Source organism: Enterobacter sp. IF2SW-B1 (assembly GCF_001743375.1).
GTDB lineage: Bacteria > Pseudomonadota > Gammaproteobacteria > Enterobacterales > Enterobacteriaceae > Enterobacter > Enterobacter bugandensis.
In genome coordinates this window covers 70,521-96,447 of the sequence record NZ_MJAA01000001.1, presented here as the reverse complement: position 1 = coordinate 96,447, position 25,927 = coordinate 70,521, and the positions used below count along the sequence as shown (strand labels likewise).

Annotated in this window: 22 protein-coding genes; 13 read left to right on the top strand and 9 right to left on the bottom strand. The window is 57.8% G+C overall.

Annotated features, from left to right (window positions below):
* The first annotated feature begins 87 nt into the window (after nt 1-87).
* Nucleotides 88-519: a universal stress protein gene (locus A6013_RS00435; RefSeq protein ID WP_069732340.1), complete on the top strand. Its 432-nt coding sequence runs from the start codon at nt 88-90 to the stop codon at nt 517-519.
* A 33-nt stretch (nt 520-552) separates the two neighbouring features.
* On the opposite strand, the gene A6013_RS00430 is transcribed toward A6013_RS00435, so the two are convergent.
* Both A6013_RS00430 and ydfG read right to left on the bottom strand, forming a co-directional pair.
* Entirely contained in the window at nt 553-1,239 is a 687-nt protein-coding gene (locus A6013_RS00430) for a GntR family transcriptional regulator (RefSeq protein WP_028013010.1), read from the bottom strand.
* Between the two features lie 91 nt (nt 1,240-1,330).
* Complete coding sequence (gene ydfG / locus A6013_RS00425) at nt 1,331-2,077, bottom strand: bifunctional NADP-dependent 3-hydroxy acid dehydrogenase/3-hydroxypropionate dehydrogenase YdfG (RefSeq protein WP_069732339.1); 747 nt, start codon at nt 2,075-2,077, stop codon at nt 1,331-1,333.
* Nucleotides 2,078-2,219: 142 nt separating this feature from the next.
* Between ydfG and dcp the strand changes: the two genes are divergently transcribed.
* The 3 genes from dcp (at nt 2,220) to A6013_RS00410 (ending at nt 7,842) form a co-directional block, all read left to right on the top strand.
* Nucleotides 2,220-4,253 (top strand): peptidyl-dipeptidase Dcp, encoded by a 2,034-nt coding sequence (gene dcp / locus A6013_RS00420; protein WP_069732338.1) that lies wholly within the window; start codon nt 2,220-2,222, stop codon nt 4,251-4,253.
* A 410-nt stretch (nt 4,254-4,663) separates the two neighbouring features.
* Nucleotides 4,664-6,211: a methyl-accepting chemotaxis protein gene (locus A6013_RS00415; protein WP_069732337.1), complete on the top strand. Its 1,548-nt coding sequence runs from the start codon at nt 4,664-4,666 to the stop codon at nt 6,209-6,211.
* Nucleotides 6,212-6,636: 425 nt separating this feature from the next.
* A complete protein-coding gene (locus tag A6013_RS00410; RefSeq protein WP_069732336.1) occupies nt 6,637-7,842 on the top strand; it encodes an MFS transporter in 1,206 nt (401 codons plus the stop codon).
* Nucleotides 7,843-7,860: 18 nt separating this feature from the next.
* On the opposite strand, the gene A6013_RS00405 is transcribed toward A6013_RS00410, so the two are convergent.
* The gene (locus tag A6013_RS00405; protein WP_028013015.1) at nt 7,861-8,850 is read right to left on the bottom strand and encodes a 2-hydroxyacid dehydrogenase; all 990 of its coding nucleotides are present in this window, start codon (nt 8,848-8,850) and stop codon (nt 7,861-7,863) included.
* A gap of 210 nt (nt 8,851-9,060) precedes the next feature.
* Here A6013_RS00405 and A6013_RS00400 point away from each other — a divergent pair, with 210 nt between their 5' ends.
* Genes A6013_RS00400 through A6013_RS00390 form a run of 3 tightly spaced genes read left to right on the top strand, consistent with a single transcriptional unit; the run spans nt 9,061 to nt 12,207 of the window.
* Nucleotides 9,061-11,700 (top strand): YdbH family protein, encoded by a 2,640-nt coding sequence (locus A6013_RS00400; protein ID WP_069732335.1) that lies wholly within the window; start codon nt 9,061-9,063, stop codon nt 11,698-11,700.
* Nucleotides 11,697-11,882: a YnbE family lipoprotein gene (locus A6013_RS00395; protein WP_028013019.1), complete on the top strand. Its 186-nt coding sequence runs from the start codon at nt 11,697-11,699 to the stop codon at nt 11,880-11,882. The genes A6013_RS00400 and A6013_RS00395 overlap by 4 nt, the downstream gene beginning before the upstream one ends.
* Before the next feature lie 7 nt (nt 11,883-11,889).
* Nucleotides 11,890-12,207: a YdbL family protein gene (locus A6013_RS00390; protein ID WP_028013020.1), complete on the top strand. Its 318-nt coding sequence runs from the start codon at nt 11,890-11,892 to the stop codon at nt 12,205-12,207.
* Here the strand turns inward: A6013_RS00390 and feaR are convergent, their stop codons facing one another.
* The gene (gene feaR / locus A6013_RS00385) at nt 12,208-13,116 is read right to left on the bottom strand and encodes a transcriptional regulator FeaR (protein WP_069732620.1); all 909 of its coding nucleotides are present in this window, start codon (nt 13,114-13,116) and stop codon (nt 12,208-12,210) included.
* A 241-nt stretch (nt 13,117-13,357) separates the two neighbouring features.
* Between feaR and A6013_RS00380 the strand changes: the two genes are divergently transcribed.
* Nucleotides 13,358-14,857: an aldehyde dehydrogenase family protein gene (locus A6013_RS00380; protein WP_069732334.1), complete on the top strand. Its 1,500-nt coding sequence runs from the start codon at nt 13,358-13,360 to the stop codon at nt 14,855-14,857.
* Between the two features lie 49 nt (nt 14,858-14,906).
* Here the strand turns inward: A6013_RS00380 and A6013_RS00375 are convergent, their stop codons facing one another.
* Nucleotides 14,907-15,521, bottom strand: a complete 615-nt coding sequence (locus A6013_RS00375) for an FMN-dependent NADH-azoreductase (protein ID WP_069732333.1) — start codon at nt 15,519-15,521, stop codon at nt 14,907-14,909.
* On the bottom strand, nt 15,518-16,282 hold the full coding sequence (locus A6013_RS00370; protein ID WP_069732332.1) for an alpha/beta fold hydrolase: 765 nt from the start codon (nt 16,280-16,282) through the stop codon (nt 15,518-15,520). Before A6013_RS00370 ends, A6013_RS00375 begins: the two co-directional genes overlap by 4 nt.
* 121 nt (nt 16,283-16,403) lie before the next feature.
* On the opposite strand from A6013_RS00370, the gene A6013_RS00365 reads away from it, so the two are divergent.
* Nucleotides 16,404-17,390: a GlxA family transcriptional regulator gene (locus A6013_RS00365; protein ID WP_069732331.1), complete on the top strand. Its 987-nt coding sequence runs from the start codon at nt 16,404-16,406 to the stop codon at nt 17,388-17,390.
* Between the two features lie 9 nt (nt 17,391-17,399).
* On the opposite strand, the gene A6013_RS00360 is transcribed toward A6013_RS00365, so the two are convergent.
* The 3 genes from A6013_RS00360 to paaZ all read right to left on the bottom strand — a co-directional run bounded on the left by A6013_RS00360 (nt 17,400) and on the right by paaZ (nt 23,144).
* Complete coding sequence (locus A6013_RS00360) at nt 17,400-18,506, bottom strand: GGDEF domain-containing protein (protein WP_069732330.1); 1,107 nt, start codon at nt 18,504-18,506, stop codon at nt 17,400-17,402.
* 118 nt (nt 18,507-18,624) lie between these two features.
* Nucleotides 18,625-20,898 carry a primary-amine oxidase gene (gene tynA, locus A6013_RS00355; RefSeq protein ID WP_069732329.1) on the bottom strand — a complete coding sequence of 758 codons (2,274 nt, stop codon included), beginning with the start codon at nt 20,896-20,898 and terminating at the stop codon, nt 18,625-18,627.
* A 203-nt stretch (nt 20,899-21,101) separates the two neighbouring features.
* Nucleotides 21,102-23,144, bottom strand: coding sequence for a phenylacetic acid degradation bifunctional protein PaaZ (gene paaZ / locus A6013_RS00350; protein ID WP_069732328.1), 2,043 nt, complete (start codon nt 23,142-23,144; stop codon nt 21,102-21,104).
* Nucleotides 23,145-23,428: 284 nt separating this feature from the next.
* Here paaZ and paaA point away from each other — a divergent pair, with 284 nt between their 5' ends.
* The 4 genes from paaA to paaD are packed head-to-tail and all read left to right on the top strand — an operon-like array spanning nt 23,429 to nt 25,922.
* The gene (gene paaA / locus A6013_RS00345; RefSeq protein WP_069732327.1) at nt 23,429-24,358 is read left to right on the top strand and encodes a 1,2-phenylacetyl-CoA epoxidase subunit PaaA; all 930 of its coding nucleotides are present in this window, start codon (nt 23,429-23,431) and stop codon (nt 24,356-24,358) included.
* Nucleotides 24,359-24,370: 12 nt separating this feature from the next.
* Nucleotides 24,371-24,658: a 1,2-phenylacetyl-CoA epoxidase subunit PaaB gene (gene paaB / locus A6013_RS00340; RefSeq protein WP_003857353.1), complete on the top strand. Its 288-nt coding sequence runs from the start codon at nt 24,371-24,373 to the stop codon at nt 24,656-24,658.
* Nucleotides 24,659-24,666: 8 nt separating this feature from the next.
* Nucleotides 24,667-25,413, top strand: a complete 747-nt coding sequence (paaC, locus tag A6013_RS00335; RefSeq protein WP_048960754.1) for a 1,2-phenylacetyl-CoA epoxidase subunit PaaC — start codon at nt 24,667-24,669, stop codon at nt 25,411-25,413.
* A gap of 11 nt (nt 25,414-25,424) precedes the next feature.
* Nucleotides 25,425-25,922: a 1,2-phenylacetyl-CoA epoxidase subunit PaaD gene (gene paaD, locus A6013_RS00330; protein ID WP_069732326.1), complete on the top strand. Its 498-nt coding sequence runs from the start codon at nt 25,425-25,427 to the stop codon at nt 25,920-25,922.
* Nucleotides 25,923-25,927 lie beyond the last annotated feature (5 nt).

Sequence of the window (25,927 nt, the reverse complement as noted above, 5' to 3'; positions counted from 1 at the left end):
ACGGGGAAGCGTTGAGGATTGGTTTATATTCCCGATGCCATTCTGGTTGCAGGAAATAACCCTTCATCGGAATAAGGAGTCAGGCTTATGTATAAGAAGATTTTGATGCCTGTTGACGTGTTTGAAATGGATTTAAGCGACAAAGCGGTTCGCCACGCGGCTAACCTCGCAAAGGCCGAGGGCGCGTCGATTACCCTGGTCAATATTCTGCCTGCCAGCAGCCGGTCTCTGCTGCGCGGATTCAACGCCGACATTAAAAAGTTTGAAGAGTATATGAGCGTAGAATCCGGGAAGAAAATGAACGAGTTAAAACGACTGTTCGATATCTCCCCGGAGAATATTCACACTCTGGTTCGTTTTGGCAGCGTCCGCGATGAAATTATCAAGCTGAGCAAAGAAGGGGAATATGACGTGATTGTCATCGGGTCAAAAAATCCGGGCATCACCACCCATCTGCTGGGGTCAAATGCGGAATCTATTCTGCGCTACGCCACAATTCCGGTGTTAGTCGTTCGCTAATTACGGTGCCGCCCGCGAAAAGGGCGGCAAATATCACTCTTCGCTAAACCACTCGCTATTTTCCTGACGAATAAGCTGCACGGATTCGCCTATCTCCTGCAGATGCAGGGTCATCGCTTTTTCCACGCCGTCCGGGTCGCGTTTTTCCAGCGCGCTGAAAATATCGTGATGCTGGCGGAGCAGCATTTCCGGCGGGGAGACGTGATCGAGGCTCATGTAGCGCACCCGGTCAATGGTGGCCTTGATGTTCTCAATGGTATCCCAGGCCAGCTGGCAGTCTGCAATTTGCGCCAGCTTCTGGTGAAACTCATCATCAAGCTGGAAGAAATCGTTGAGCTGTTTACGGTCAATCGCAATGCGCTGCTGATGCAGGTTTTGCTCCAGCAGGTAACACTGGTTGTCATTAATTAGCGTCGCGGCACGGCGCACCACCGCGCATTCAATTGCCTGGCGTACGAAACAGCCGTTGCGCACCTGTGAGAGTGAAATTTTGTTCACGTAGCTGCCGCGCTGCGGGCGGATCTGAATCAGGCCGTTCTCCGCAAGCTTAATAAACGCTTCACGCACCGGCTGACGGGACACGTCAAAACGCACGGAGACCTCTTTTTCAGAAAGCGGCGTTCCCGGTGGGATCAGGCAATGGACAATATCACGTCGCAAAATGCGATAGATTTGCTGGTTTACGGGCTGGGTGGGATTGAGTTGCGATTCAGCGGCCATGAGTTGTCATTTCTCAGAGAGTTAGCCCGTACATACTACCATTCTTTTATGACCCGAAACAGACCCGGCCCGCGGGCCGGGAAGGGCTTATTTAGCCACGATGGACGCTAAGTCCGGCAAAACTCTGGCTGACCGGCATCATTTCCACGGTATTGATGTTGACGTGTTTTGGCAGCGTCGCGACCCACCAGACCGTTTCGGTGACGTCTTCCGGCGTCAGGGCGTTGGCGTTTTCGTAGGTTTTATCCGCTTTCGCGTCATCACCCTTGAAGCGCACGTTGGAGAATTCGGTGCCGCCTACCAGCCCCGGCTCAATATCGGTGACGCGAATGGCGGTGCCGTGCAGGTCGGTGCGCAGGTTCAGGCTGAACTGGCGCACAAACGCTTTGGTCGCGCCGTAGACATTACCGCCCGCGTAAGGCCAGCTCCCGGCGGTAGAACCGATGTTGATAATGTGGCCGCGGTTGCGCTCGACCATGCCCGGCAGCACCGCGCGGGTCATGTAGACCAGCCCTTTGTTGTTGGTGTCGATCATGTTTTCCCAGTCTTCAGCGCTGGCTTTGTGGGCAGGCTCCATGCCCAGCGCCAGACCGGCGTTGTTGACCAGCACGTCGATGGCGCGCCACTCTGCCGGCAGGCTGGCAATCATCTCTTCAATGGCCGCACGGTTACGCACGTCCAGCTGCGCGGTCAGGATGCTGTCACCTAAATCGTCCTTCAGCTCCTGCAGGCGCTCCTGACGACGGCCCGTTGCAATCACCTTATGCCCGTTGGCGACGAAGCGACGCGTGATGCTTTCACCAAAACCTGCCGTTGCCCCGGTAACTAAAATAATCATCTCACTGTTCCTCAACGCTTTTTGTGTGGTACTAACATAGCACGCCCGCAGAGGGTGCGTTAAGGCAACATTTGTATGACGGCGTTGCAGGCGATGGCGGCCTGGCCTACTCTGGGAAGATATTCGTTCGGAGGAGTGAAAGATGACGGCCACCAACCCCTTTTTTTACATCAGCCTGCTGCCTTACCAGGCTCCCCATTTTGATACCATCAAAGACGAGCATTATCGTCCGGCCTTCGATGAAGCGCTTCGCCAGAAGCGGGCGGACATAGAGGCGATAGTCTCTCACACCGCTGCGCCAGACTTCACTAACACCGTGCTGGCGCTGGAGAAAAGCGGCGTCATGCTTGCGCGCGTCAGCAGCGTTTTCTTCGCCATGACCTCCGCGCACACCAATGCGTACCTGCAGGAACTGGAGGAGCAGCTCTCCACCGAACTTGCCGCGCTGGCGAACGACATCTGGCTGAACGACACCCTTTTCGCCCGCGTCGAGAGCGTCTGGCAGGACCGCGCCGCGCTGGATGCCGAATCCCGTCGGCTGGTCGAGGAGACGTACCAGCGCTTTATTCTGGCCGGCGCGCGCCTGAATGAAGCGGAAAAAGCCGAGCTGAAGGCGCTGAATACCGAGGCCGCGTCCCTGACCAGCCAGTTTAACCAGCGCCTGCTGGCCGCTAACAACGCGGGCGGGCTGGTGGTGGATTACGCGCACCAGCTTGAAGGCCTTAGCGCCGAAGAGATTGCCGCCGCGGCGCAGGCCGCCGCGGAAAAAGGGCTTAACGACCGCTGGCTGATCCCGCTCCTGAATACGACACAGCAGCCTGCGCTAGCCGCGCTGCGCAATCGGCAGACGCGCGAAAACCTGTTCAACGCCGGCTGGACGCGCACCCAGAAATGGGATGAAAACGACACCCGCACGCTGATCCTGCGCCTTACGGCGCTGCGGGCGCGCCAGGCCCGTCTGCTCGGCTTTGAGGATTACGCCAGCTGGAGCATCGCCGACCAGATGGCGAAAACCCCGGCCGCCGCGCTGGAATTTATGCGCGGCATTGTGCCTGCCGCCCGCGCCCGCGCGGAACGCGAGCAGGCCGATATTCAGAAGGTCATCGACGACGAGCAGGGTGGCTTCAGCGTGCAGGCCTGGGACTGGGCCTTTTATGCCGAGCGCGTACGCCAGGCGAAATACGCCCTCGATGAATCGCAGATTCGACCCTATTTTGCGCTCAATACCGTATTGCAGGACGGTGTATTCTGGGCGGCCAGCCAGCTGTTTGGCATTCGTTTTGTGGAGCGTTTCGACATTCCGGTTTATCACCCTGACGTCCGCGTATGGGAAATTTTTGACCACACCGGTGAGGGCATGGCGCTGTTTTACGGCGACTTCTTCGCCCGCGATTCCAAGCAGGGCGGGGCCTGGATGGGCAATTTCATCGAGCAGTCCTTTGAGCTTGCTGCCCACCCGGTGATCTACAACGTCTGCAACTACCAAAAGCCGGGTAACGGCGGCGTCGCGCTTCTCTCCTGGGATGACGTGATAACCCTGTTCCACGAGTTTGGCCATACCCTGCACGGTCTGTTTGCCAGCCAGCGCTTCGCCACGCTGTCCGGTACCAATACGCCGCGTGATTCCGTTGAATTCCCGTCGCAAATCAATGAGTACTGGGCCAGCCATCCTCAGGTGTTTAGCCACTATGCCCGTCATTACGAAACCGGTGACCCCATGCCGGACGCGCTGCGGGAAAGCATGCTCAACGCGACCCATTTCAACAAGGGTTATGACATGACGGAGCTGCTGAGTGCGGCGCTGCTGGACATGAACTGGCACGGCATCAGCGAGGCCGTGTCGAGCGTTGAAGAATTCGAAGCCGCGGCGTTGAAAAAAGAGGGGCTGGATCTGCCCGCTGTACCGCCGCGCTACCGCAGCAGCTACTTTGCCCATATTTTTGGCGGCGGCTACGCGGCGGGGTACTACGCCTACCTGTGGACGCAAATGCTGGCGGACGATGGCTATCAGTGGTTTGTCGAACAGGGTGGATTGACGCGTGAAAACGGGCAGAAATTCCGTGAGGCGATTTTGTCTCGCGGCAACAGCGCTGATTTAGCCGAACTTTATCGAAACTGGCGCGGACACGATCCGAAGATTGAACCGATGCTGGAGAATCGCGGGTTGAGCGCATAAAGTCACTTTTAGCTAAGAAGATAACCGGGCCCCGCGCCCGGTTTTTTTTTAAGGTCTGAAAGCCCGAAAATGGTCAAAAAAAGAGCTAAAATTTACATTTGTTAACGGTTTGATATATATTTATATTAAATGTGCTTAAATTTAGGCGCTTTTACCAATCTCAAATTTATAATGCTCGCAAGTTTATTTAATTATTTATGCTGACTGAAGCATGGCCGTTTATTGCATATAAGAATCATCGCAAAAAGATGATTATAATATTTTTATCCCAGTCTAAAGTATTAATTTTCTCTGCCGATTAGCATGGGTGTGGTCGTGGTGGAAACCCATTTCCATTAACCACAAAAAATAAGCCGTTATTAAAATTCATCTTCAGAAGATGAACCTATGCTAATTATTAAGGAAGAGTCATGTTTAAAAATCTCAACATCGGCACCCGGCTTACCATAGCATTTGGCGCAATTGTGGTTTTAATGTCCGTCGTCTGCGGGCTGCTCTATTTGAGCTTTGACAGAGTGACTGCCGTCAGCAAGCTCAACGTTCATAGCTATAAAGTGGTCGATAACCTTCGCTCCGTAACCGAAAACCTGATCAACATGGAAACCGGCATTCGCGGTTTTGCGCTCACCGGTAATCAGGACGTTCTTCAACCCTTCACGCAAGGGGATGAGAGGTTTAAAAGCAAAGTTGACGAAATTGCAGGGCTTACGCGTGATAACCCGTCGCAGCAGCAAAAATTAACCACCCTCTCCAGGCTTGAAGAAGAATGGAAAAGATCATTTGCGCTGCCGTTAATCCAGCGAAGAGAGAGTGTATCCCGCGGGGGCGAAGATATGGATGCGTTCATCAGTAGCCTGGAGCGTAATACCGGAAAAGAGCAAATGGACGCCATGCGGGGCGTTATTCAGCAAGCGCTGAACGACGAGTACCGCATTATGGCTGAACGTCAAACCCGACTGGCTGAAGAACGCTTCCGTACGCGCATGATGATAATCCTGGGAATGATTGCGGCGGTTGTCACCGCGCTGCTGACGGGCATTTTGCTGTCGCGCAGTATTCTCCGACCGCTAAAGCAGGCCGTGAATACGGCGAACACCATTGCCGCCGGCGATCTCACCTCAACCATACGTATTACCCGGATGGATGAAACCGGCACGCTGCTTGCGGCTCTGGACAACATGCAGACCCAGTTGAAAACCCTTGTCACTGAAATCAAAGAGGCCGCGACGTCGGTGGATCTGGCTGCCGGTGAGATCGAGCAGGGCAATATGGAGTTATCGTCTCGTACCGAGGAGCAGGCGGCGGCGTTGCAGCAGACTGCCGCCAGCATGGAACAGCTGACGATGACCGTTCGGAACAATACCGAGGTCGCGGAGCATACGGCAACGTCAGCAAGAAAGACGGAAGCACTGGCACGTGAAGGTGAGTCTGCCGTGGGCGAAATGAGCGAAACGATGCAGAATATCTCGGCTAACGCCCTGAAGATAAAGGAAATCACCAGCGTTATAGAAGGGATTGCTTTCCAGACTAATATTCTGGCGCTGAATGCGGCGGTCGAGGCTGCACGTGCCGGTGAGCATGGTCGTGGCTTCGCCGTGGTGGCGACGGAAGTCAGAAATCTCGCTCAGCGCAGCGCAACGGCGTCCAAAGAAATTGGGGCGCTGATTGAGCATGCCGTTGAGGATGTCGATAACGGTGTGTCGGTGGCATCCAGAACGGCAGAGACGATTTTGCGGGCTGCGAGCAACGTGGCTACGCTTGCTGAAACTATGGACAGTCTTTCAATGGCCTCGGTTGAGCAAATGCAGGGCATCATGCAAATCAGCGCTGCTGTCACCCAGATGGATGCCGTGACGCAGGGTAATGCGGCGCTCGTTGAGCAGTCCGCAGCGGCATCGCAGTCGCTGACCGAGCAGTCCAGGGCACTGAAGCAGATGACGGAAAACTTTGCTATTTGAGCAGCAAAAGCATAATCAAAAGGTAAAGCTCCGGCGTTTTAAACGCGAATTTTAATCAAACCAGCAACGGGGGCGCTAATAAAAAGGGGCGTCCCCGTGAATAATGAAGAAATTAGCCGAGCGTCAGTGACAAATTAAAAATACTGACTACGATTTCGTAAAACGAAAATTTAAAAGGAGTTTCTGATGGCGATTGCTGTGGTGACAGTTTTACTCTTCCTGTTGATGTTCCCGGCGGCTATTCACATTTTGCTACAGCTCGTCGGAGGCTGGTGTGACGCGTAGCCTCCCTGGCTAATCCGGTCTTTTGGGCCGTCATCTGATTTTCAATAAGCAGCGCTACGCTACATTTTAAACTTTATTGTACGAGCGTCTGGACGCGGGTCATCGCGAAACGCGAGCCGGATAATTTACAGGCAGGAAGTATGTCTCTTCGTTCGCTGCGGGCGTTATGCCTGACAAGTTTTTTCATTGCGGATGTCCGTGATGGCCTTGGCCCTTTTCTCGGTATCTTTCTGACAGAACGCCACTGGAGCCCCGATGATATCGGCATCCTGATGACTGCCGGTGGGCTGGCGGGATTGCTGGCTACGCTCCCGGCGGGGGTAATTACTGACACTTCGCGGAACAAACGCGCCGTGCTGGCGCTGCTCTGCACTTTGATCACCCTGAGCACGCTGCTGCTCTGGTTTAGCCAGCAGACCAGCGTTGTTGCCGTCTCACAAATGGTCACCGGCATCTGCGCGGCGTTTGTCGGGCCGCTCATCGCCGGGATTACGCTGGGCCTGACCGGCCAGCGCGGGTTCAGCGCGCAGATGGGCAAAAATGAGGCGTTCAATCACGGCGGTAATTTTGTCACCGCAGTGGTAGCAGGCGGCATTGCCTGGTACTGGGGCGTCGGGGGGATTTTCCTGCTGATGACCTGCACGACGCTGCTGACGCTCTGCGCGCTGCTTGCCATCCGCAACGGGGACATTGATAACGATGCGGCGCGAGGGCTTTCATCCTCAGGTAGCGTTCCTGTCCCCGGCTTCGCGGTGCTGATTAAAAACCGGGCGCTGTTTGTGACCGGGCTGACGCTGCTGCTGTTCCACCTTGCGAATGCCGCACTGCTGCCGATGCTGAGCATGAGGGTGGCCGCGGCACCCGCCTCGATCAATCCTGGCCTGTACGCGGCAGGCACCGTCATCATCTCGCAGGCGGTGATGATCCCCGTTGCCATCTGGGTTGCAGGCCGAATAGAACGCTACGGCTACTGGCGCTTGATTATGCTGGCGCTGCTGGTTATGCCGGTGCGCGCGGCGCTGGCGGCATCGACCGACGCACCGTTAATGATGATCCCGGTACAAATTCTCGACGGTCTCGCCGCCGGGATCCTGGGTGTCGTCGTACCGTCGTTTATTGTGGTGCTGCTGCGCGGAAGCGGGCACGTAAATGCCGGGCAGAGTGTGGTGATGCTGATGCAGGGAGTGGGGGCAGCCATGAGCCCGGCGTTAACCGGCACGATCGCCGGTCATTACTCGTTTGCGACGGCATTCAGTGTCCTGAGCGCGATTGCGCTGGCCGCCGTCCTGCTCTGGTGGCGCGTTGCTCACCGAAGCTGGGAAACAAACGCGCCGGATGAAGCTTAGCCCCACCCGGCGTAGCATTTAAGCCAGTTCGTTAGGGCACGGTTCACCCTTTTCTAACTGCTGAAGATTCCCCAGCGTGGTTTCCGAAATGCTGATCAGCGCTTCGGCAGTCAAAAACGCCTGGTGGCCGGTAAACAGGACGTTATGGCAGGCAGACAGACGGCGGAACACGTCGTCCTGGATCACATCGTTGGACTTGTCTTCAAAGAACAGATCGCGCTCGTTCTCATACACGTCCATCCCCAGCGCGCCAATTTTCTGGGTTTTCAGCGCTTCGATAGCAGCCTGAGAGTCAACCAGACCGCCGCGGCTGGTGTTGATGATCATCACGCCGTCTTTCATCTGGTCAAACGCCGCCTGGTTAAGCAGGTGGTAGTTTTCCGGCGTCAGCGGGCAGTGCAAGGAGATCACGTCGGACTGCGAGAACAGCGTCGGCAGGTCGACGTACTCCACGCCCAGATCCAACGCTGCGGCGCTTGGGTACGGATCGAATGCCAGCAGACGCATGCCGAAGCCTTTCAGAATGCGCAGGGCAGCCACGCCAATTTTACCGGTGCCGATCACGCCCGCGGTTTTGCCGTACATGGTAAAGCCGGTCAGCCCTTCCAGCGAGAAGTTGGCGTCACGGGTGCGCTGATAAGCGCGGTGAATACGACGGTTGAGCGACATCATCATGCCAATCGCATGTTCTGCTACCGCTTCCGGGGAGTACGCCGGGACGCGAACCACCTTCAGACCCAGCTCTTTTGCCGCGTCGAGATCCACGTTGTTGAAGCCGGCGCAGCGCAGGGCGATATACTTCACTCCCTGCTTTTTCAACTCTTCCAGCACCGGACGACTGCCGTCATCGTTAACAAAAATGCAGACGCCTTCACAGCCGTGCGCCGTTTTGGCGGTTTTTTCGGACAGCAGAAAGTCGAAAAATTCAAGCTCAAACCCGTAAGCTTCGTTAACATGTTGCAGATACTTTTTGTCGTACTGCTTTGTGCTATATACCGCGAGTTTCATAAGACTTTCTCCAGTGATTTTGCATTCACGTTAGCATGATTAAAATTATCTTACAATTTCTAAAATATTATTGAATTCAATAAGTTCTATCAATTATTCTAGAGCATCTATCCTTAAAAATGGCATTCTCTACAACTGACTGGCTAAACATGCGACAATATTCGGCATTGCCGGCTTAATTCTTTCGAAAAATCAGGACATTAACTGCCCATGAAGGGTAAATACAAAGCCGCCATTGCGGTTTTACTGCTGTTGATTTTGGTGCCGCTGACGCTGCTGATGACGCTCGCCCAGTGGGTGCCGACGCTCGCCGGGATCTGGCTCCCCGTCGGAACGCGCATTGCTTTCGAAGAAAGCCCAAAACTGACTCGCCACGCGCTGGTGATCCCCGATCTTCGCTATCTGGTGGAAGACTGCGAAATTGCCCGCATCGATAACGTGACGCTGTCACATCCTAGCCGCTGGAAACTGGATATCGGCGCGCTGGATCTTAACACCGTCTGCCTGAGCAAAATTCCCCAGTCTGCGCCCTCAACGGTCGCCCCCAAAACGCTGGCACAATGGCAGGCTGTGTTGCCCAATACCTGGCTCACCATTCACCGTCTGACGCTCTCGCCCTGGCAGCAGTGGCAGGGCGAGCTCAATGCGTCACTGACGCCCTCCAGCCAGGAGATCGCTTACCGAGGCGAACAGGTCAGCATCAAAGGCACGCTTCGCGGCCAGACGCTCTCGGTCAGCCAGTTCGATGTTCAGCTCCCTGACCAGGCGCAGCCGATTAAGCTGGTGGGCGAGTTCACTTTGCCGCTGGTGCCGGACGGCGTGCCGGTGAAAGGCCATGCGGTCGCGACCTTTAACGTGCCACAGTTAACGTCTCTGGTCGATGCCGATCTCGACTGGGAAGACAATCAGGGACAGCTGGTGGTGATGGCGCGGGATAACCCCGATCCGCTTCTCGATCTGCCGTGGCAGATCACGGCGGAACAGCTGAACATCAGCGACGGGCGCTGGAACTGGGATCTTTCGGGTATGCCGCTGAGCGGGCGGGTGTCCCTTCGTGCCGACAACTGGCAGCAGGGGCTGGAGAAAGCCACCCTGACCGGACGACTGAACGTGTTGACGCAAGGCGATGCGGGTAAAGGTAACGCGGTACTGAACATTGGGCCCGGCAGGCTCAGCATGGAAAACAGCAACATGCCGCTGCATCTGAGCGGCGAGGCGAAGCAAAACGATCTCATTCTTTACGCCAAATTGCCCGCCACACTGACCGGCAGCCTGTATGAACCGCAGCTTGCTTTTGAGCCCGGCGCGCTGCTCCGCTCGCGCGGGCGCATTATTGACTCACTCGATATCGATGAAATCCGCTGGCCGCTGGCGGGCGTGAAGCTCACCCAGAAGGGCGTGGACGGGCGTCTGCAGGCTATTCTGCGTGCCCATGAAAACGAGATGGGCGGTTTTGAACTCCACCTGGACGGTCAGGCCAACGACTTTTTACCTGATAACGGCCTGTGGCAGTGGCGCTACTGGGGAAAAGGCGGCTTTACGCCGATGCATGCCCGCTGGGATGTCGCCGGGAAAGGCGAGTGGCGCGACAACCTTATTGAGCTAACGGCGCTCTCCACCGGTTTTGACAAGCTCCAGTACGGCACCATGGAGGTCAGCAAGCCGCGTCTGGTGCTGGATCGGCCTGTACGCTGGCTGCGCGATGCCGAAAAACCCGCATTCAGCGGCGCGCTGTCGCTGAATGCCGGGCAAACCCGGTTCTCCGGCGGCAGCGTATTGCCGCCCTCGGTCCTGACCTTCAGCGTCGACGGTACCGACCCGACTGTTTTTCAGTTTAAGGGCGACCTCCATGCGGACAACATCGGCCCGGTACAGGTGAATGGACGCTGGGATGGCGTGCGCCTTCGCGGGCAGGCCTGGTGGCCGAAACAGTCGCTCACCGTCTTCCAGCCGCTGGTCCCGCCGGACTGGAAAATGACGCTGCGTGATGGAGAACTCTATGCGCAGGTTGCCTTCTCGGCGGCCCCCGATCAGGGCTTTGAGGCGGGCGGACACGGCGTGCTGAAATCCGGCAGCGCCTGGATGCCGGACAACCAGATCAACGGCGTCGATTTTGTGCTGCCGTTCCGCTTCAGCGAGGGGACCTGGTCCCTGGGCACGCGCGGCCCGGTCACGTTGCGCATTGGCGAAGTGGAAAACCTGGTGACCGCGCGCAACATTACCGCGGACCTGCAGGGGAATTACCCCTGGACGGAGGACAACCCGCTGCTGCTCACCAACGTTAAGGTAGAAACGCTCGGCGGGAAGATCACCATGCAGCAACTTCGGATGCCGCAGCACGATCCGGCCCTGCTGCGCGTGGACAATATCTCCTCAAGCGAGCTGATCAGCGCCGTCAACCCGAAGCAGTTTACCCTGTCGGGCCCGGTGAGCGGGGCGCTGCCGTTCTGGCTGGACAATGAAAAATGGATCATTAAAGATGGCTGGCTGACCAACCCGGGGCCAATGACGCTGCGCATCGACAAAGATACGGCAGACGCCATCGTGAAGGATAATATGGTCGCGGGCGCAGCGATTAACTGGCTCCGCTACATGGAAATTTCGCAGTCGTGGACGAGAATCAATTTAGATAACCTGGGTGAATTAACCATGCAGGCGACCATCAAGGGGACCAGCCGCGTGGACGGCAAAAGCAGCTCCGTCAATCTGAACTACACCCATGGCGAGAATGTCTTTACCCTGTGGCGCAGCCTGCGTTTTGGCGACAACCTGCAAACCTGGTTTGAGCAACACGCGGCGATTCCCGGTCTCCGCAGTTCGACTGGCAAGGAAAGTGAGGAACAACAATGAAAAAGATGGCTGGTGCGCTCACCGTTGCCGCGCTACTGACCGGCTGTACGCCGCGCATTGAAGTCGCTGCGCCAAAGGAGCCGATTACCATCAATATGAATGTCAAAATCGAACACGAGATCCACATCAAGGTCGATAAAGACGTTGAAGCCCTGCTGAAATCGCGCAGCGATCTGTTCTGAGGATGCCATGAAACGATTAGCGTTGATTTTACTGGCCCTGAGTATAAACGTGCAGGCGGCTGCGCTGACCTTAAACGATGCCCGCGCGCAGGGGCGCGTGGGGGAAACCCTGAGCGGCTATCTTGCTCCGATCCAACAGGATGCCGAAACGCTGGAGCTGGTGAATCGCATTAACGCAGCGCGCACGGAGAGCTATCAGAAGCTGGCCGACAGCAATAATTTGCCGGTTGATGAAGTGGCGAAAATGGCGGGGCAAAAGCTGGTGGCCCGCGCGCAGCCGGGCGAGTACGTGAAGGGCATTAACGGTAAGTGGCTGAAAAAATAGCTAGCGGTAGCGCTTGCGGTATTCACCCGGCGAGACGCCAAAACGCTGCTTAAAGGCCGTTGAAAAGTGGCTATGGTCGGTGAATCCCCAGCTGTAGCCAATGCCCGCCAGCTTTTCATCGTCGCCGGTTGACTGCAATTCCTGCGCGCAGAGATCCAGACGACGGTTTTTAATGTACTGCGCTACCACCAGCCCCTTCTCGGCAAACATGCGGTAGAGGCTGCGTACGGACATTCCGCTCTCGGCGGCAATCCATTCCGGACGCAGCGATTCAGACTGAATATGGTTGTCAATCAGCGCCACAACGTGCTGGAACTGGCGCTCCTTGCGCGGCTGAATCACGTCGCGCTGCTGGAACGCAGGGCGCAGCAGGCAGACCATCGCCTCAAGCGCCGCTTCACTCTCCCGGTCACTCAGGTCGCGGTTGTTCATACTTTCCATCAGCAGGCGATGGCTCAGCTGGACCGTGGGTAAGTTGCGGGAAAGGGCGAGCGCGCAGCTTACCTCCTGAAAGCGGCACTGCTGCTCGATAATCTGACGGGGAACCAGCAGCGAAATCTGGCGGGACTTTTCCAGCCAGTTGATCGAGCAGGGACGAGAGGCGTCAATCAGCGTGATATCCCCGGTTCTGAGCACCGCGCGACGCTCGTCCTGCTCAATTTGCGCGCTGCCTTCAAGCTGGAACACGGTGTAGAACCAGGCATCATTACTCTGTGCGATCTCCCGTCGGGAGCGGAACAGGTTGACGCCGCCGGCGGTGACGGTACTGAGCTTCAGGCTGCGCGCATAGCTGGTTTCCAGCTCGCCGAAGAATTTGCCTTCGGTGGGCTGGGCGTTAAAACGCCCGCAAACCTGGTTAATCTGCGCCAGCCACTGCTGATACTGTTCCTGCTCGCTTGCACACGCCATCGTTTCTCTCGCTGCACCGTCAACGTTTTCGCATTGTTGCATTTGTGTTGCATTTTGTCAGAGCTATGAGGCTGACTATAGGAAAGAACACTCACCGGTAACAGCTATATAAGCGGCGATTATCGCGATTTGCGGCACCTGTCACAGGTGGCAAAGCGAATGTCACAGAGACAAAAGCGAGAATGCAAAACCCCTCTTAGACTGGATGAACACCCTGCGAAGAATAACGAAGGAGTATCCTATGTCTGAATCACCGGTGGCTATTCTGCCTGCCGTGCAGCAGTTTTTAGACCGACACCACGGCCTGTGGATTGAAGGGCGTCAGGCCGCGTCGGACAGCGAAAAACGGCTGAACGTCTACAACCCGGCCACGGGCGAGGTGATTGCCTCGACCGCCGATGCCAGCGTCGATGACGTTGACCGGGCCGTTATGTCCGGCTGGCGCGCGTTTGTCGCCCGCAGCTGGGCCGGAAAATTACCGGCGGAGCGCGAGCGGATCCTGCTCCATTTCGCCGATCTGGTCGAACAGCACGGCGAGGAGCTGGCCCAGCTTGAAACGCTGGAGCAGGGCAAATCAATTAACATCTCCCGGGCTTTTGAAGTGGGCTGCACCCTCAACTGGATGCGCTATACCGCCGGGCTGACCACCAAAATTGCGGGCAAAACCCTCGATCTTTCCATCCCGCTGCCGCAGGGTGCGCGCTACCAGGCGTGGACGCGTAAGGAGCCGGTTGGTGTGGTGGCCGGGATTGTGCCCTGGAACTTCCCGCTGATGATCGGGATGTGGAAAGTGATGCCTGCGCTGGCCGCGGGCTGCTCAATTGTCATTAAGCCGTCTGAAACCACGCCGCTGACCATGCTGCGCGTGGCGGAGCTGGCCAGCGAAGCGGGCATCCCGGACGGGGTGTTCAACGTAGTAACCGGCAGCGGCGCGGTGTGTGGCGCAGCGCTGACCTCGCACCCGCATATTGCGAAGGTGAGCTTTACCGGCTCAACGGCAACGGGTAAGCAGATTGCCCGTGCGGCGGCGGACACGCTAACCGGAGTGACCCTGGAGCTGGGCGGGAAAAACCCGGCAATTGTACTCAAGGATGCGGACCCCGCATGGGTGATAGAAGGATTAATGACCGGCAGCTTCCTGAACCAGGGGCAGGTGTGCGCGGCGAGCTCACGCATCTACATTGAAGCGCCGCTGTTTGACACGCTGGTGAGCGGGTTCGAACAGGCGGTGAAATCCCTGAGCGTCGGGCCGGGCATGTCGCCGGAGGCGTTTATCAACCCGCTGGTGTCGCGCGCCCACTGCGATAAGGTGCAGACCTTCCTCGACGAAGCGACGTCGCGCAACGCGGAGCTGATCGTCGGTAATCGCGGCCCGGAGGGCAAAGGCTATTACGTGTCGCCTACGCTGGTGGTGAACCCGGATGCCGCGCTGCGGTTAACCCGAGAAGAGGTGTTTGGTCCGGTGGTCAACCTGGTGCGAGTATCCGACGGAGAAGAGGCGCTCCAGCTGGCAAACGACACCGAATATGGCCTGACGGCCAGCGTCTGGACGCAGAATATCAGCAAGGCGCTGGAGTACACCGATCGGCTGCAGGCGGGCACCGTGTGGGTGAACAGCCATACGCTGATTGACGCCAACCTGCCGTTCGGCGGGATGAAGCAGTCCGGTACAGGACGTGATTTTGGCCCGGACTGGCTGGACGGCTGGTGCGAAACCAAGTCGGTTTGCGTGCGGTACTAAAAAAAGCCGGGTGGCGGCCACGCTTACCCGGCATGCTTTCACCCGATGACTATTTCAGCGAGGCGGCGATGACGGACGGAATTGCGTCAAACGCCTGCGCAACGCCTTTAGCGCGGATCTCCTCACCGCGCGTCGCCCCTTCAGCACGCACGAATTCCACTCTGTCGATGCCCAGAAAGCCAAAAAACTTCTGCAGGTATCGCTCCTGAAAATCCATGTCTGCGATTGGCGTACCGTGATAGATCCCGCCGCGAGTAGAAACGACGATAATCCTCTTGCCGGTCGCATGTCCCACCGGGCCCGTTGGGGTATAGCTGAATGTTTTTCCCGGCTGGGCCAGCCGATCTAACCAGGCTTTAAGCTGCGTTGAAACGGAGAAGTTATACATAGGCGCGCCTATTACGATAATGTCGCTGTCGAGAAATTCGTTCACCAGCTCCCCGGACAGCTGGCGTTCGCGGACGTCTTGCGCCGTCGCGTCCGTGGCTATCCGCAGCGTCCGGAAGCCGGCGGCAACGGCGCCGGTGAGATGGGCAACGGGCGCCTTAACGACGTCGCGATAGACCACCTTGTCTGACGCGAGCTGGCGGACCACCTCTGCCGTCAGCTGACGTGAAAGTGAGAACTCGCCGTTAATGCTTGAATCTATATGCAGGATCTTCATTTTTTGGTTTCCTTTACGTTGGGCTGGGTTGCTTGTTCGATAAGCTGGCTGACGGCGTCCGGGTGGGAAATCATCGACATATGGCTACTCTTTATCCGCATGACGGTGGCGTTCATGGCACCGGCAAGCTGCTGCTGGACGCCGGGAGAGAGGGCGCGATCGTCTTCGGTCAGCAAATACCATGAGGGTTTTTCACGCCAGGCGGCGTGCTCAATCTTCTCGCTAAAGGCGCTCGCCGCGATAGGCTGCTGGGTCGCCGTAAGTACTTTTACGCGTCTGAGAGGCAGGTCATTGGCCATAACGCGCTGATAAGCCACGGGATCGTCCAGCCAGATGAATCCCTGCTTATCCGGGCGCATGTCCGCCATCGGCGCGTTAAGACGGGTCAGAAGAGAGGCGACCGATTCTCCGCTATCGGGGGCAAGGGCGGAAAGGAAAACCAGCTTCTTCACCTTCGGGTTATTGCCCGCTTGGGCGATCGCCGCGCCGGCCCAAGAGTGCCCGACAAGGACGACATCCCCTTGTTGGCGATCGATGACGCGCTCCGTGGCGGCGACGTCATCTGCCAGCGAAGTCAGGGGGTTCTGAACTGCCGTGACGTGGTAGCCCCGGGACTGCAAGCGGCCGATTACCGCCTGCCAGACGGAACCATCGGTAAAGGCTCCGTGCACGAGGATGATGTTATTAATCCGCGCCTGCACTGGCTGCGATGCGGCCAGGCACAGCAAAGTAAGAAGAACGGGCAAGCGTGTCGGTTTCATAGGTGTGACGTAATTTCCTGAGGGACGGTGAGGCACAGTGTAACGAGAGGTGTAATGACGCTTGTAGTGTCCGAAATGACGGTTATCATACGAAATCAGACATTCTGCTCAGACCTGAATCATGAAAATTGGCATTTTAGCGTTACCCGGCAGCATGAAATCCGCCGTGGCTGGGCTCTGCGATATGTTCTGGCTGGCCAACGAGGTGATTGCCCAGCAGCCGGACGGCGAGGGCATTTCTCCTTTTGAAGCGGCCATCATCACCGCGGAGGGGACGCCGGTTCCGGACGCACAGGGCCGGCTGATTGACGCCGACGGGAGTTTTACAACCGGCGGAACCTTCGATCTCGTGATTGTCAGCGGGATGAAGCTTGACGAGCAAAAGCGCCCAGTCTCGCCAGCGGCGGTCCACGAGGCTGGCGAATGGCTGCGGGGCCAGCATAGTCAGGGGGCGTTGCTGGCGGGAGCCTGTGCCGGCGGGCTGGTTCTCGCCGAAGCGGGGGTGCTAAATGGCCGGACATGCACGACGACCTGGTGGCTTTACCACACTTTCCGCCAGCGTTATCCACTCAGCAAACCGGTCTGGGGGAAGGCGCTGGTGCAGGACGCGCGGATTATCACTTCCGGAGGCCCGCTCTCGTGGGTTGACGTGGCGCTGCACATCATTCGTCTGCACGCGGGGCAGAAGCTGGCGCGCCTGACGGCCGATATGGCCGTGGCTGACAGCCAGCCGTTGTCTCAGCAGGTTTACGCGCCGGCTGGTTTTTTAAACTCAGTACACCCGATGATTATGAAAGCGGAGCACATCGTCCGGTATGAAAATCCGGCGATTACCGTGGAGCAGCTTGCGCGGGCGCTGAATATGACCACCCGTACCCTGCATCGAAAAATGGCGGAAGAGATGAATGAAAGCCCTAAAAACTTTTTGACGCGCATGCGTATTGAAAAGGCGATGCGGCTCCTGGAGCAGCCGGGAAACGTGATAGGGCAGATTGCCGAGGCTTGCGGTTACGCTGACGATACGGCATTCAGACGCGCATTCTCTGGCGTGACAGGAATGTCGCCCGGGCAATACCGTAAGTGGATCGCCGAGCGGCATAAGGAATAGCCGTCGTTCTCAGCGGCATACCCGATCCCGCCCGGCCTCTTTCGCCCGGTACAGCGCCGCGTCGGCGCGGGCAATGATCTCGGTGCCGGCTAATCCCTCCGCCATGCTCGCAATGCCCATGCTCACGGTGACGTGGTCACTGACGGTTGAGGAGCCGTGCGGTATGGACTCCGCGCGCAGGCCGTCCTTAATACGCAGGGCGACCTTTTCCGCGATGGCTTCAGGGCAATTAAACAGAATCACCAGAAACTCTTCGCCACCGTAGCGTGACACCACATCCTCAGGTGTGCGCACCGACTGCTTCAGCACCCGCGCCACCCGCGTCAGACATTCGTCACCCGCCTGGTGACCGTAGGTGTCGTTGTAGCGTTTGAAATAGTCAATATCCAGCATAATCAGCGAGAACGGTTTCTTCTGCTCAACCGCGTTCTCCAGCACCACCTCCATCTTCCGGCGGTTGGCGGTTGTGGTTAACGGATCCTGATGCGCCAGCGCATCCAGTCGTGAGATCAGCAGCTGGTTTTGCTGGTTACGTCGCCAGGCCTCGTCAAACCAGCTTAAGAGGATGAATCGCCCGCAGATCAGGATCAGCGAAAAGACGCTCCAGATGATAACGAAGTGAAGATTAAGGCCATCATTCAGTACCCAGCTTGCAATCGGCAAGGTTATCCAGAGCGGGAGCACGAAGGCGAGCAACCCCACAGGGTAAAAGTAGAGGGCCGTTAACCCTGCGAGTAATAAAATAACGCACAGCGGCCAGACGTGGGGCAGCAGTAAATCGGTGATAAACCAGAAGCATGATATCGACCAGATAGCACTACAGATACACAGCACTACGCTGATACCGGCGATGCGCCGCCAGCCCATAAGGATCAGTGCAGCCGAGAGGATAATAATGCCGAGCATCGAAGCGTCGACCATTTTCATCATATGCGGCAAGTGGGGATAAAGGGGATCGCTGGCGTTAAGCAGAACATGGCGCAGCAGAATCATCACGGCGAAGCTGATGTTGACGAAAGCCAGCCAGGGCAGGTTCATCGCCAGCCCGTGCATGACCATGGCGTGGCGCGTCGGCCAGGTTGCTCGTTCCAGCGTCGGTTTTTTTCTTTTTTCCATAAAGCCCTTTCCCGTCCGGGGGAAAAATCATGCAGGTGATATATCAGTAACTATAAGCAAGCCAGGACGATCATCAAACGCCAGGGCAAAAAAAACCGGGCAATTGCCCGGCGGGTGGTTATTTTTCGTCTTTTTTCTTCCCGAGCGTTGGCGTCTCATCGAAGAAGTTCCACGGTTTAAGCAGGGTATGCACCCATTCCGTCGGCATGATCGGCCACTCTTCCGCGCGTGCGACGTGGGTGGTACCGGTGGTCATCCACACCACGTCGTCCTGGTCGTTGAGCGACTCGTTATCCTTGCTGTACTGGCCCAGACCCGTATCGTGGATGGAGCGGTTAGGGAATTTCCCTTCCGGATACAGCTCGTCCGGGTGGTAACGCGTCACCCACAGCTGTTTATCCATAAAGCTCAGACGATGGTAGATCCACTCGTCCGGCGCAAATTTCGCGCCTGTCGCCACCGGATGGGTACCGCCCGCGTAAGGGATAATCTGGTACGAGACCGGGTTGCCCATGCGGTTCTCCTTGCTGGTGTTGCTCAGCAGTCGGATGGTGCCCGGGTCAAACTTCTGCGCCGCCTGCTGTTCGGTATCAATGTCATACTGGTTCACCTGCATGGTGCTGGTGCGCGGGCCGCCGGCGGTATTCGGCTTCACCTCCGGATCCATCGCCACCAGCTTGTTGTTGATGCCGTCCAGGTCCATATCAAGACGGAAGTTATAGATGTGCTGGTGCGTGGTGCCCACGATATTATGATCGATCAGCGTGCCGTACTTTGTGTCGTCTTTGGCGGTGGCGTCATGCATGGTTTTCGCCTGCACGCCTTTCACCGCCTCGATACCCGTTGCACCGGCGTCAATGCCGATGGTGCCGTTTTCGTGGAACACCCAGTCGAAGATGTAATCGTAGTTGCCCACGGTACTCACCCAGCGCACCACCAGCTCGCGGCGTTCGGCGCTGACGTTCGGCTTGCCCATCTCCTGATGTTTATATTCTGGCCCCGCGTAGCGTTCGAAAATGGCGATCGCGCGCGGGATCTCCATCGGCGTGCCGGTGTAGTCCGGGATGGTTTCGTTGAGCATCACGGCGTTGGACGGCACGTCTTTACCGCGCACCAGCGGCGAGGTCAGGGTGCCCATGCCGTAGTCGCCGGAGTCGAGATAGGCCTTGAAGTACCAGCCCACGTCCGGATCGCCGTACGGGACAATCATGCCGCCGAGCGATCCCTGATACATCACCTGACGCTTTTTCCCGTTGTCGTTGTAAGTGACGGTCGAAATCATCGGGCCGACGCGGGAATCCAGGCTCAGGTGGAAATCCCAGTTCTGCCAGTGCACCATGTCGCCGGTAATGGTGTAGTTCTTGCCTTCCGGCTCAATGATGTCGAGCGGCTTTTTCGGTGTCTCGACACGGTCGCGGCCGTCATAGGGGCGTGGCGTCATCGGAACCGGCACAACGGCACCTTCTTCAATCTTCTGAATTTTTTTCTGCTCAAGATCGACCACGGCCACGAGGTTCTCGATCGGGTGCGCCCAGTAGTTGCCGTCGCCGACGTCCAGATAGCTCACCACCTTAAGCAGGCGGTCTTCCTGCTTCAGGCCGTCTTTACCGTCGAAGTAGCCGACGGTAAGCGGCGTGGTGATCACTTTTTTCGGGTCGGCGATGCCGTGTTTTTTAAGCACCTCGGCAAACTCCGGGCTCTCGTTAATGATCTGCTGAACCGCGGTGAAATCATCCAGCAGCACCATGCCGTGCGCGTCCTTCACCGGCTCCCAGCGCAGGATTTTTTTATCCTTCAGGTCCACTACGCTTTCGATAACGTGCTTGCCGTCGAGCATGACGATCTTTGCCTGGCGAGGGGCGTCCACTGCCGTACCGTTGAGCACAAAGTCCCACACTTTGGCTTTCTCTGGTTCCGCAAGGGCGATCTGGGTAAAGCGGGTATTGGGTTTAAAATCCGCAGAGGCTTTCACAATCCCGACAGCCTGCTTAATTTCGTCCGCCGTCAGCGCGTTTAGCGGGTGAGGACGTTTTTCAACCTGGAAGGTCTGGTCAAGACCAGACTGGAAAACATCGTTGATGAAGGTCTCTGAGATAAAGGCTTTTTTGTCCTTCATCACTACCGGCACTTCAAGCTTGAGGGGGTGACCGTTGACGATGGCCGTCTTTGCGCCCGGTTTGACCTTCACGAAGGCGCCGTCTTTCGCAATGGTGAACATCTGTGCGTAATCATCCCACTGAACGTCCGCGCCAAAATCCTGCAGTGTTTTGTCCATCGGGACCATATGCGCCTCGCTGCCGTGGGCGAAAGCAGGGGATTGCCAGGCGCAACAGAGCGCAACGGCCATGGCCAGTGCCGTTCTACGGGCAGAAAAAGAAGAATTGCTTCCCATCGTAGACCTCATTTTGTTGTGTTTTTAGGGTTTATTGTGTTGTGACAGCCTTATCCTGACAGGCGCCTGAGAAAAGCGTTTGCCTGCATCTGCCAGGTTATTTGTTGGTCTTGCCAGGTTAAAAAAGGCGCTGAGATAAATCACAGGTCGTGCAGAGCAATCTCCTCTCCCCGTTGGGGAGAGGGGCAGGATGAGGGCGAACGTTAGCTGAAATCACCACGCTGGCGCGCCACCAGCGTCAGAATGGAGTAGAGCGCCACGGCCTGCTGGTGCTGGTTGAAAATCTCTACCGCCCATTCCACCACGCCGGTCGGTTTTTCCTCGGCGGTACGCTGTTTCTTCAGCGTTTTGCGCTTGCAGGTCAGACGCACCTGGATGGTGTCGCCCGGCTTGACCGGCTCGATAAAGCGCAGGTTTTCCATGCCGTAGTTGGCAATCACCGGCCCGACGCCTGCATCAACGAACAGTCCCGCCGCGGCGGAGATCAGGAAGTAGCCGTGAACCACGCGCTCGCCAAAGATCGACTCTGCCGCTCCGATCTTATCCATATGGGCATAAAAGTGATCCCCGCTCAGGCAGGCAAAATTGACGATGTCCGCCTCCGTCAGCGTGCGGCGCGGCGTCAGCAGGCTGTCGCCCGGCTGCAGTTCCTCAAAGTATTTACGGAACGGATGGACGCGATCTTCCTGCACCGCTGCGCCACGCACCCACTGCTTGCCGATGGCGGCCAGCATCGTCGGGCTGCCCTGAATCGCTGTGCGCTGCAGGTAGTGTTTCACCGCGCGCAGGCCGCCCAGCTCTTCGCCGCCGCCCGCGCGGCCAGGGCCGCCGTGCATTAGCTGAGGAAGCGGGGAGCCGTGGCCGGTAGACTCTTTTGATGATTCTTCGTTAAGGATCTGAATACGCCCGTGGGCGCATGCCGCGCCGGCAATAAATTGGCGGGCAATGTTCAGATCTGCGGTGACAAGCGTCCCCGCCAGGCTGCCGCCGCCCGCGCGGGCAAGCTGCATGGCGTGCTCTGCACTGCGATACGGCATCAGGGTGGCGACCGGGCCGAAGGCTTCAGTATCGTGCACCGCCGGGGTTTCATCCGGCTGCGGGCAGAACAGCAGGGTCGGCGGGAAGAACGCCCCCGCGGCCTGCAAATCCGCTTTGCCGCCCAGACGGATCTGGCAGCCTGCGGCGACCAGCCGATCCACTTTCTCCTGCACGTCTGCGCGCTGTTCAGCGTTGACCAGCGCTCCCATCTTCACCCCTTCCTGCGCCGGGTCGCCCATCACCACCTTTTCCAGACGGGCAATCAGCGCCTGGCTGACGGCATCAACCTGGCTTTGCGGGACGATAATCCGGCGAATGGCGGTACATTTCTGCCCGGCCTTGGCGGTCATTTCGCGGACCACCTCCCGAATGAACAGGGCAAACTCCGGCTGCTCCGGCGTGACGTCTTCACCCAACACGCAGCAGTTCAGGGAGTCGGCTTCCATGGTGAACGGAATCGAATTCGCCACAATATTCGGGTGCACGCGCAGGCTTTGCCCGGTGCTGGCGGAGCCGGTAAAGGTCACCACGTCCTGGCTGTCGAGCTGGTCGAGCAGATCGCCCGCGCCGCCGCAAATCAGGCTGATGGCGCCGTCCGGCACCAGTCCGCTGTCCACGATGGATTTGACCATCGCCTGCGTCACCTGCGCGGTAGCGGTGGCGGGCTTGATGATGGCGGGCATCCCGGCAAGCCAGGTCGGCGCGAGTTTTTCCAGCATTCCCCAGCAGGGGAAGTTGAAGGCGTTGATGTGTACCGCTACGCCGGATTTCGAGGTCAGAACGTGGCGCGCCGCAAAGCCGCCTTCTTTCGACAGGGGGATTAGCTCATCTTCCGGCCACAGCGTGTCGTCCGGCAGCTCACGGCTGCCCAGGCTGGCGTAAGTGAAGAGGGTGCCGATGCCGCCTTCAATATCGACCCAGCTGTCCGCCTTCGTCGCGCCCGTCTGGGCGGACAGGGCATAAAACGCCTCTTTTTCGCCGAGCAGGTGTTTCGCCACCGCTTTCAGCATGGCGGCACGTTCAATAAAGGTCATGGCGCGCAATGCCTCGCCCCCATGCTCAATGGCATAGCGACGGGCGGCCGCCATGTCCAGCCCTTCGCTGGTCACTTCCCAGAGTGCTTCGCCGCTGATGGCGTGATGAATCGCGCGTTCGCGGCCCCGGCCAGACTGCCAGGTACCGGACAAGAAGCTGGCTAACTGCTGCATCGCTTATCTCCAAATGTTTCGTGATTTCACTATTAATAGTTTGATCGCGAATCATAAAAATCAAGCTGTGTTTTTAATGAATTGTTAACGTTGTGATCTGGCTGGACGAATCGCGTCGCGTAATGGCGCTTTGCAAAAGGCCTGGCGTAAAAGCCTTGCGAGCAGTATCACAAAAACGGGAAACAATTCTTGGGGTTATATTTAACCTTTGTGTAACTTTTAAAAACAAAGTGATTCAACATTTCGCTTTAATTTGAAAACTAACGAATCATAAAGGTGATGACGTGACGCAAGAACAACGGTTTGAGCAGCGCATAGCGCAGGAGACGGCGATTGAGCCTCAGGACTGGATGCCGGAAGCCTACCGTAAAACGCTGATCCGCCAGATTGGTCAGCACGCGCACTCCGAAATTGTCGGCATGCTCCCGGAAGGGAACTGGATAGCCCGCGCGCCGACGCTGCGCCGAAAAGCGATCCTGCTGGCGAAAGTGCAGGACGAAGCCGGACACGGGCTTTACCTCTACAGCGCGGCGGAAACGCTGTGCTGCGCGCGGGAAGACATCTACCAGAAGATGCTCGACGGCAAGATGAAATACTCCTCCATCTTCAACTATCCGACCCTGAGCTGGGCCGATATCGGCGTGATCGGCTGGCTGGTGGACGGCGCGGCCATCGTCAACCAAGTGGCGCTGTGCCGAACCTCCTACGGCCCGTATGCACGGGCGATGGTGAAAATCTGTAAAGAAGAGAGCTTCCACCAGCGTCAGGGTTTTGAAGCCTGCATGGTGCTGGCGCAGGGCAGTGAGGCCCAGCGTCAGATGCTGCAGGACGCCATCAACCGCTTCTGGTGGCCGGCGCTGATGATGTTCGGGCCGAACGACGACAACTCGCCGAACAGCGCCCGCAGCCTGGCCTGGAAAATCAAACGCTTCGGCAACGACGAGCTGCGCCAGCGCTTTGTCGACAACACGGTTCCGCAGGTGGAGATGCTCGGCATGACAGTGCCGGATCCGGACCTGCGTTTCGATGAAGAGAGCGGTCACTACCGCTTCGGCGAGATCGACTGGCAAGAGTTTGACGAGGTCATTAACGGGCGCGGCATCTGTAACCACGAACGTCTGGCCGCGAAACGCAAAGCCTGGGACGACGGGGCGTGGGTGCGGGAAGCCGCGCTGGCGCACGCCGAAAAACAACGTACCCGTCAGGCCGCATAAGAGGAAATAACCATGAGCAATGTCTACTGGCCGCTGTACGAAGTGTTCGTACGCAGCAAACAAGGGTTATCCCACCGTCATGTGGGCAGCCTGCATGCCGCCGACGATCGCATGGCGCTGGAAAATGCCCGTGATGCCTACACCCGCCGCAGCGAAGGCTGTTCTATCTGGGTGGTGAAGGCGAGTGAAATTGTAGCCTCCCAGCCAGAAGAGAGCGGCGAGTTCTTCGACCCGGCGGAAAGCAAGGTTTACCGCCATCCGACGTTCTACACCATCCCTGACGGCATCGAGCATATGTGAGGCAAAGAATGAACTCAGTGACTGCCTATGCCCTGCGTCTGGGCGACAACGGTCTGGTGCTCTCCCAGCGTCTCGGCGCCTGGTGCGGCCACGCGCCGGAGCTGGAAATCGACCTCGCGCTCGCCAATATCGGCCTCGATCTGCTGGGGCAGGCGCGCAATTTCCTGACCTATGCCGCGGAATTAGAAGGCCAGGGCGATGAAGACACGCTGGCGTTTGGCCGCGACGAGCGCCAGTTCCGCAACGTCCTGCTGGTGGAGCAGCCGAACGGCAGCTTCGCCGACACGATTGCACGCCAGTACCTGATGGATGCCTGGAACGTGGCGCTGTACGAACGCCTGACTCAGAGCAGCGACGGCCAGCTTGCTGCCATCGCCGCCAAAGCGATCAAAGAGGCGCGCTACCACCTGCGCTTTAGCCGCGGCTGGCTGGTGCGGCTGGGCGACGGGACCGAAACCTCCGCGCAAAAAATGCAGCAGGCCATCGACAGCCTGTGGCGGTTTACGGCGGAGCTGTTTGACGCTGATGAGGTCGAGCTTGAGCTGATTGACGCCGGCGTGGCGGTGGATCCGCGAACCCTGCGCCAGCCGTGGGAAAGCGAAGTGTTTGCTGGTCTGAAAGAATCCTGTCTGCAGGTTCCCGCAGAGGTGGCGTACCGCACCGGGGGCAAGAAGGGGCTTCATACCGAACATCTGGGTCCGATGCTGGCGGAAATGCAGTATCTCCAGCGCGCGTATCCCGGTCAGCAGTGGTAAAGGAGAACGCTATGCAACGCCTCGTCGACATCGCGCCTGCGCAAATTCCGCAGATCTGGGCGCTGTTAAGCCAGATCCCCGATCCGGAAGTGCCGGTGTTAACCATCACCGATTTAGGCATGGTGCGCAGCGTGAAGGCGCAGGGGGAAGGCTGGGTGATTGGCTTCACGCCAACCTACTCGGGCTGCCCGGCAACGGAACACCTGCTGGGGGCGATCCGCGAGGCGATGACCGCGCACGGCTTCACCCCCGTGCACATCGTGCTCGAGCTTGAACCCGCCTGGACCACCGACTGGATGACCGCCGACGCGCGCGAACGCCTTCGGGCGTACGGCATCAGCCCACCCGTGGGGCATAGCTGCCACGCGCACGCCCCGGCAGAGGTGAGCTGCCCGCGCTGCGCCAGCACCGACACCTCCCTTATCAGTGAATTCGGTTCGACGGCCTGCAAAGCGCTCTACCGCTGCAATACCTGCCGCGAGCCCTTCGACTATTTCAAATGTATTTGAGGCTG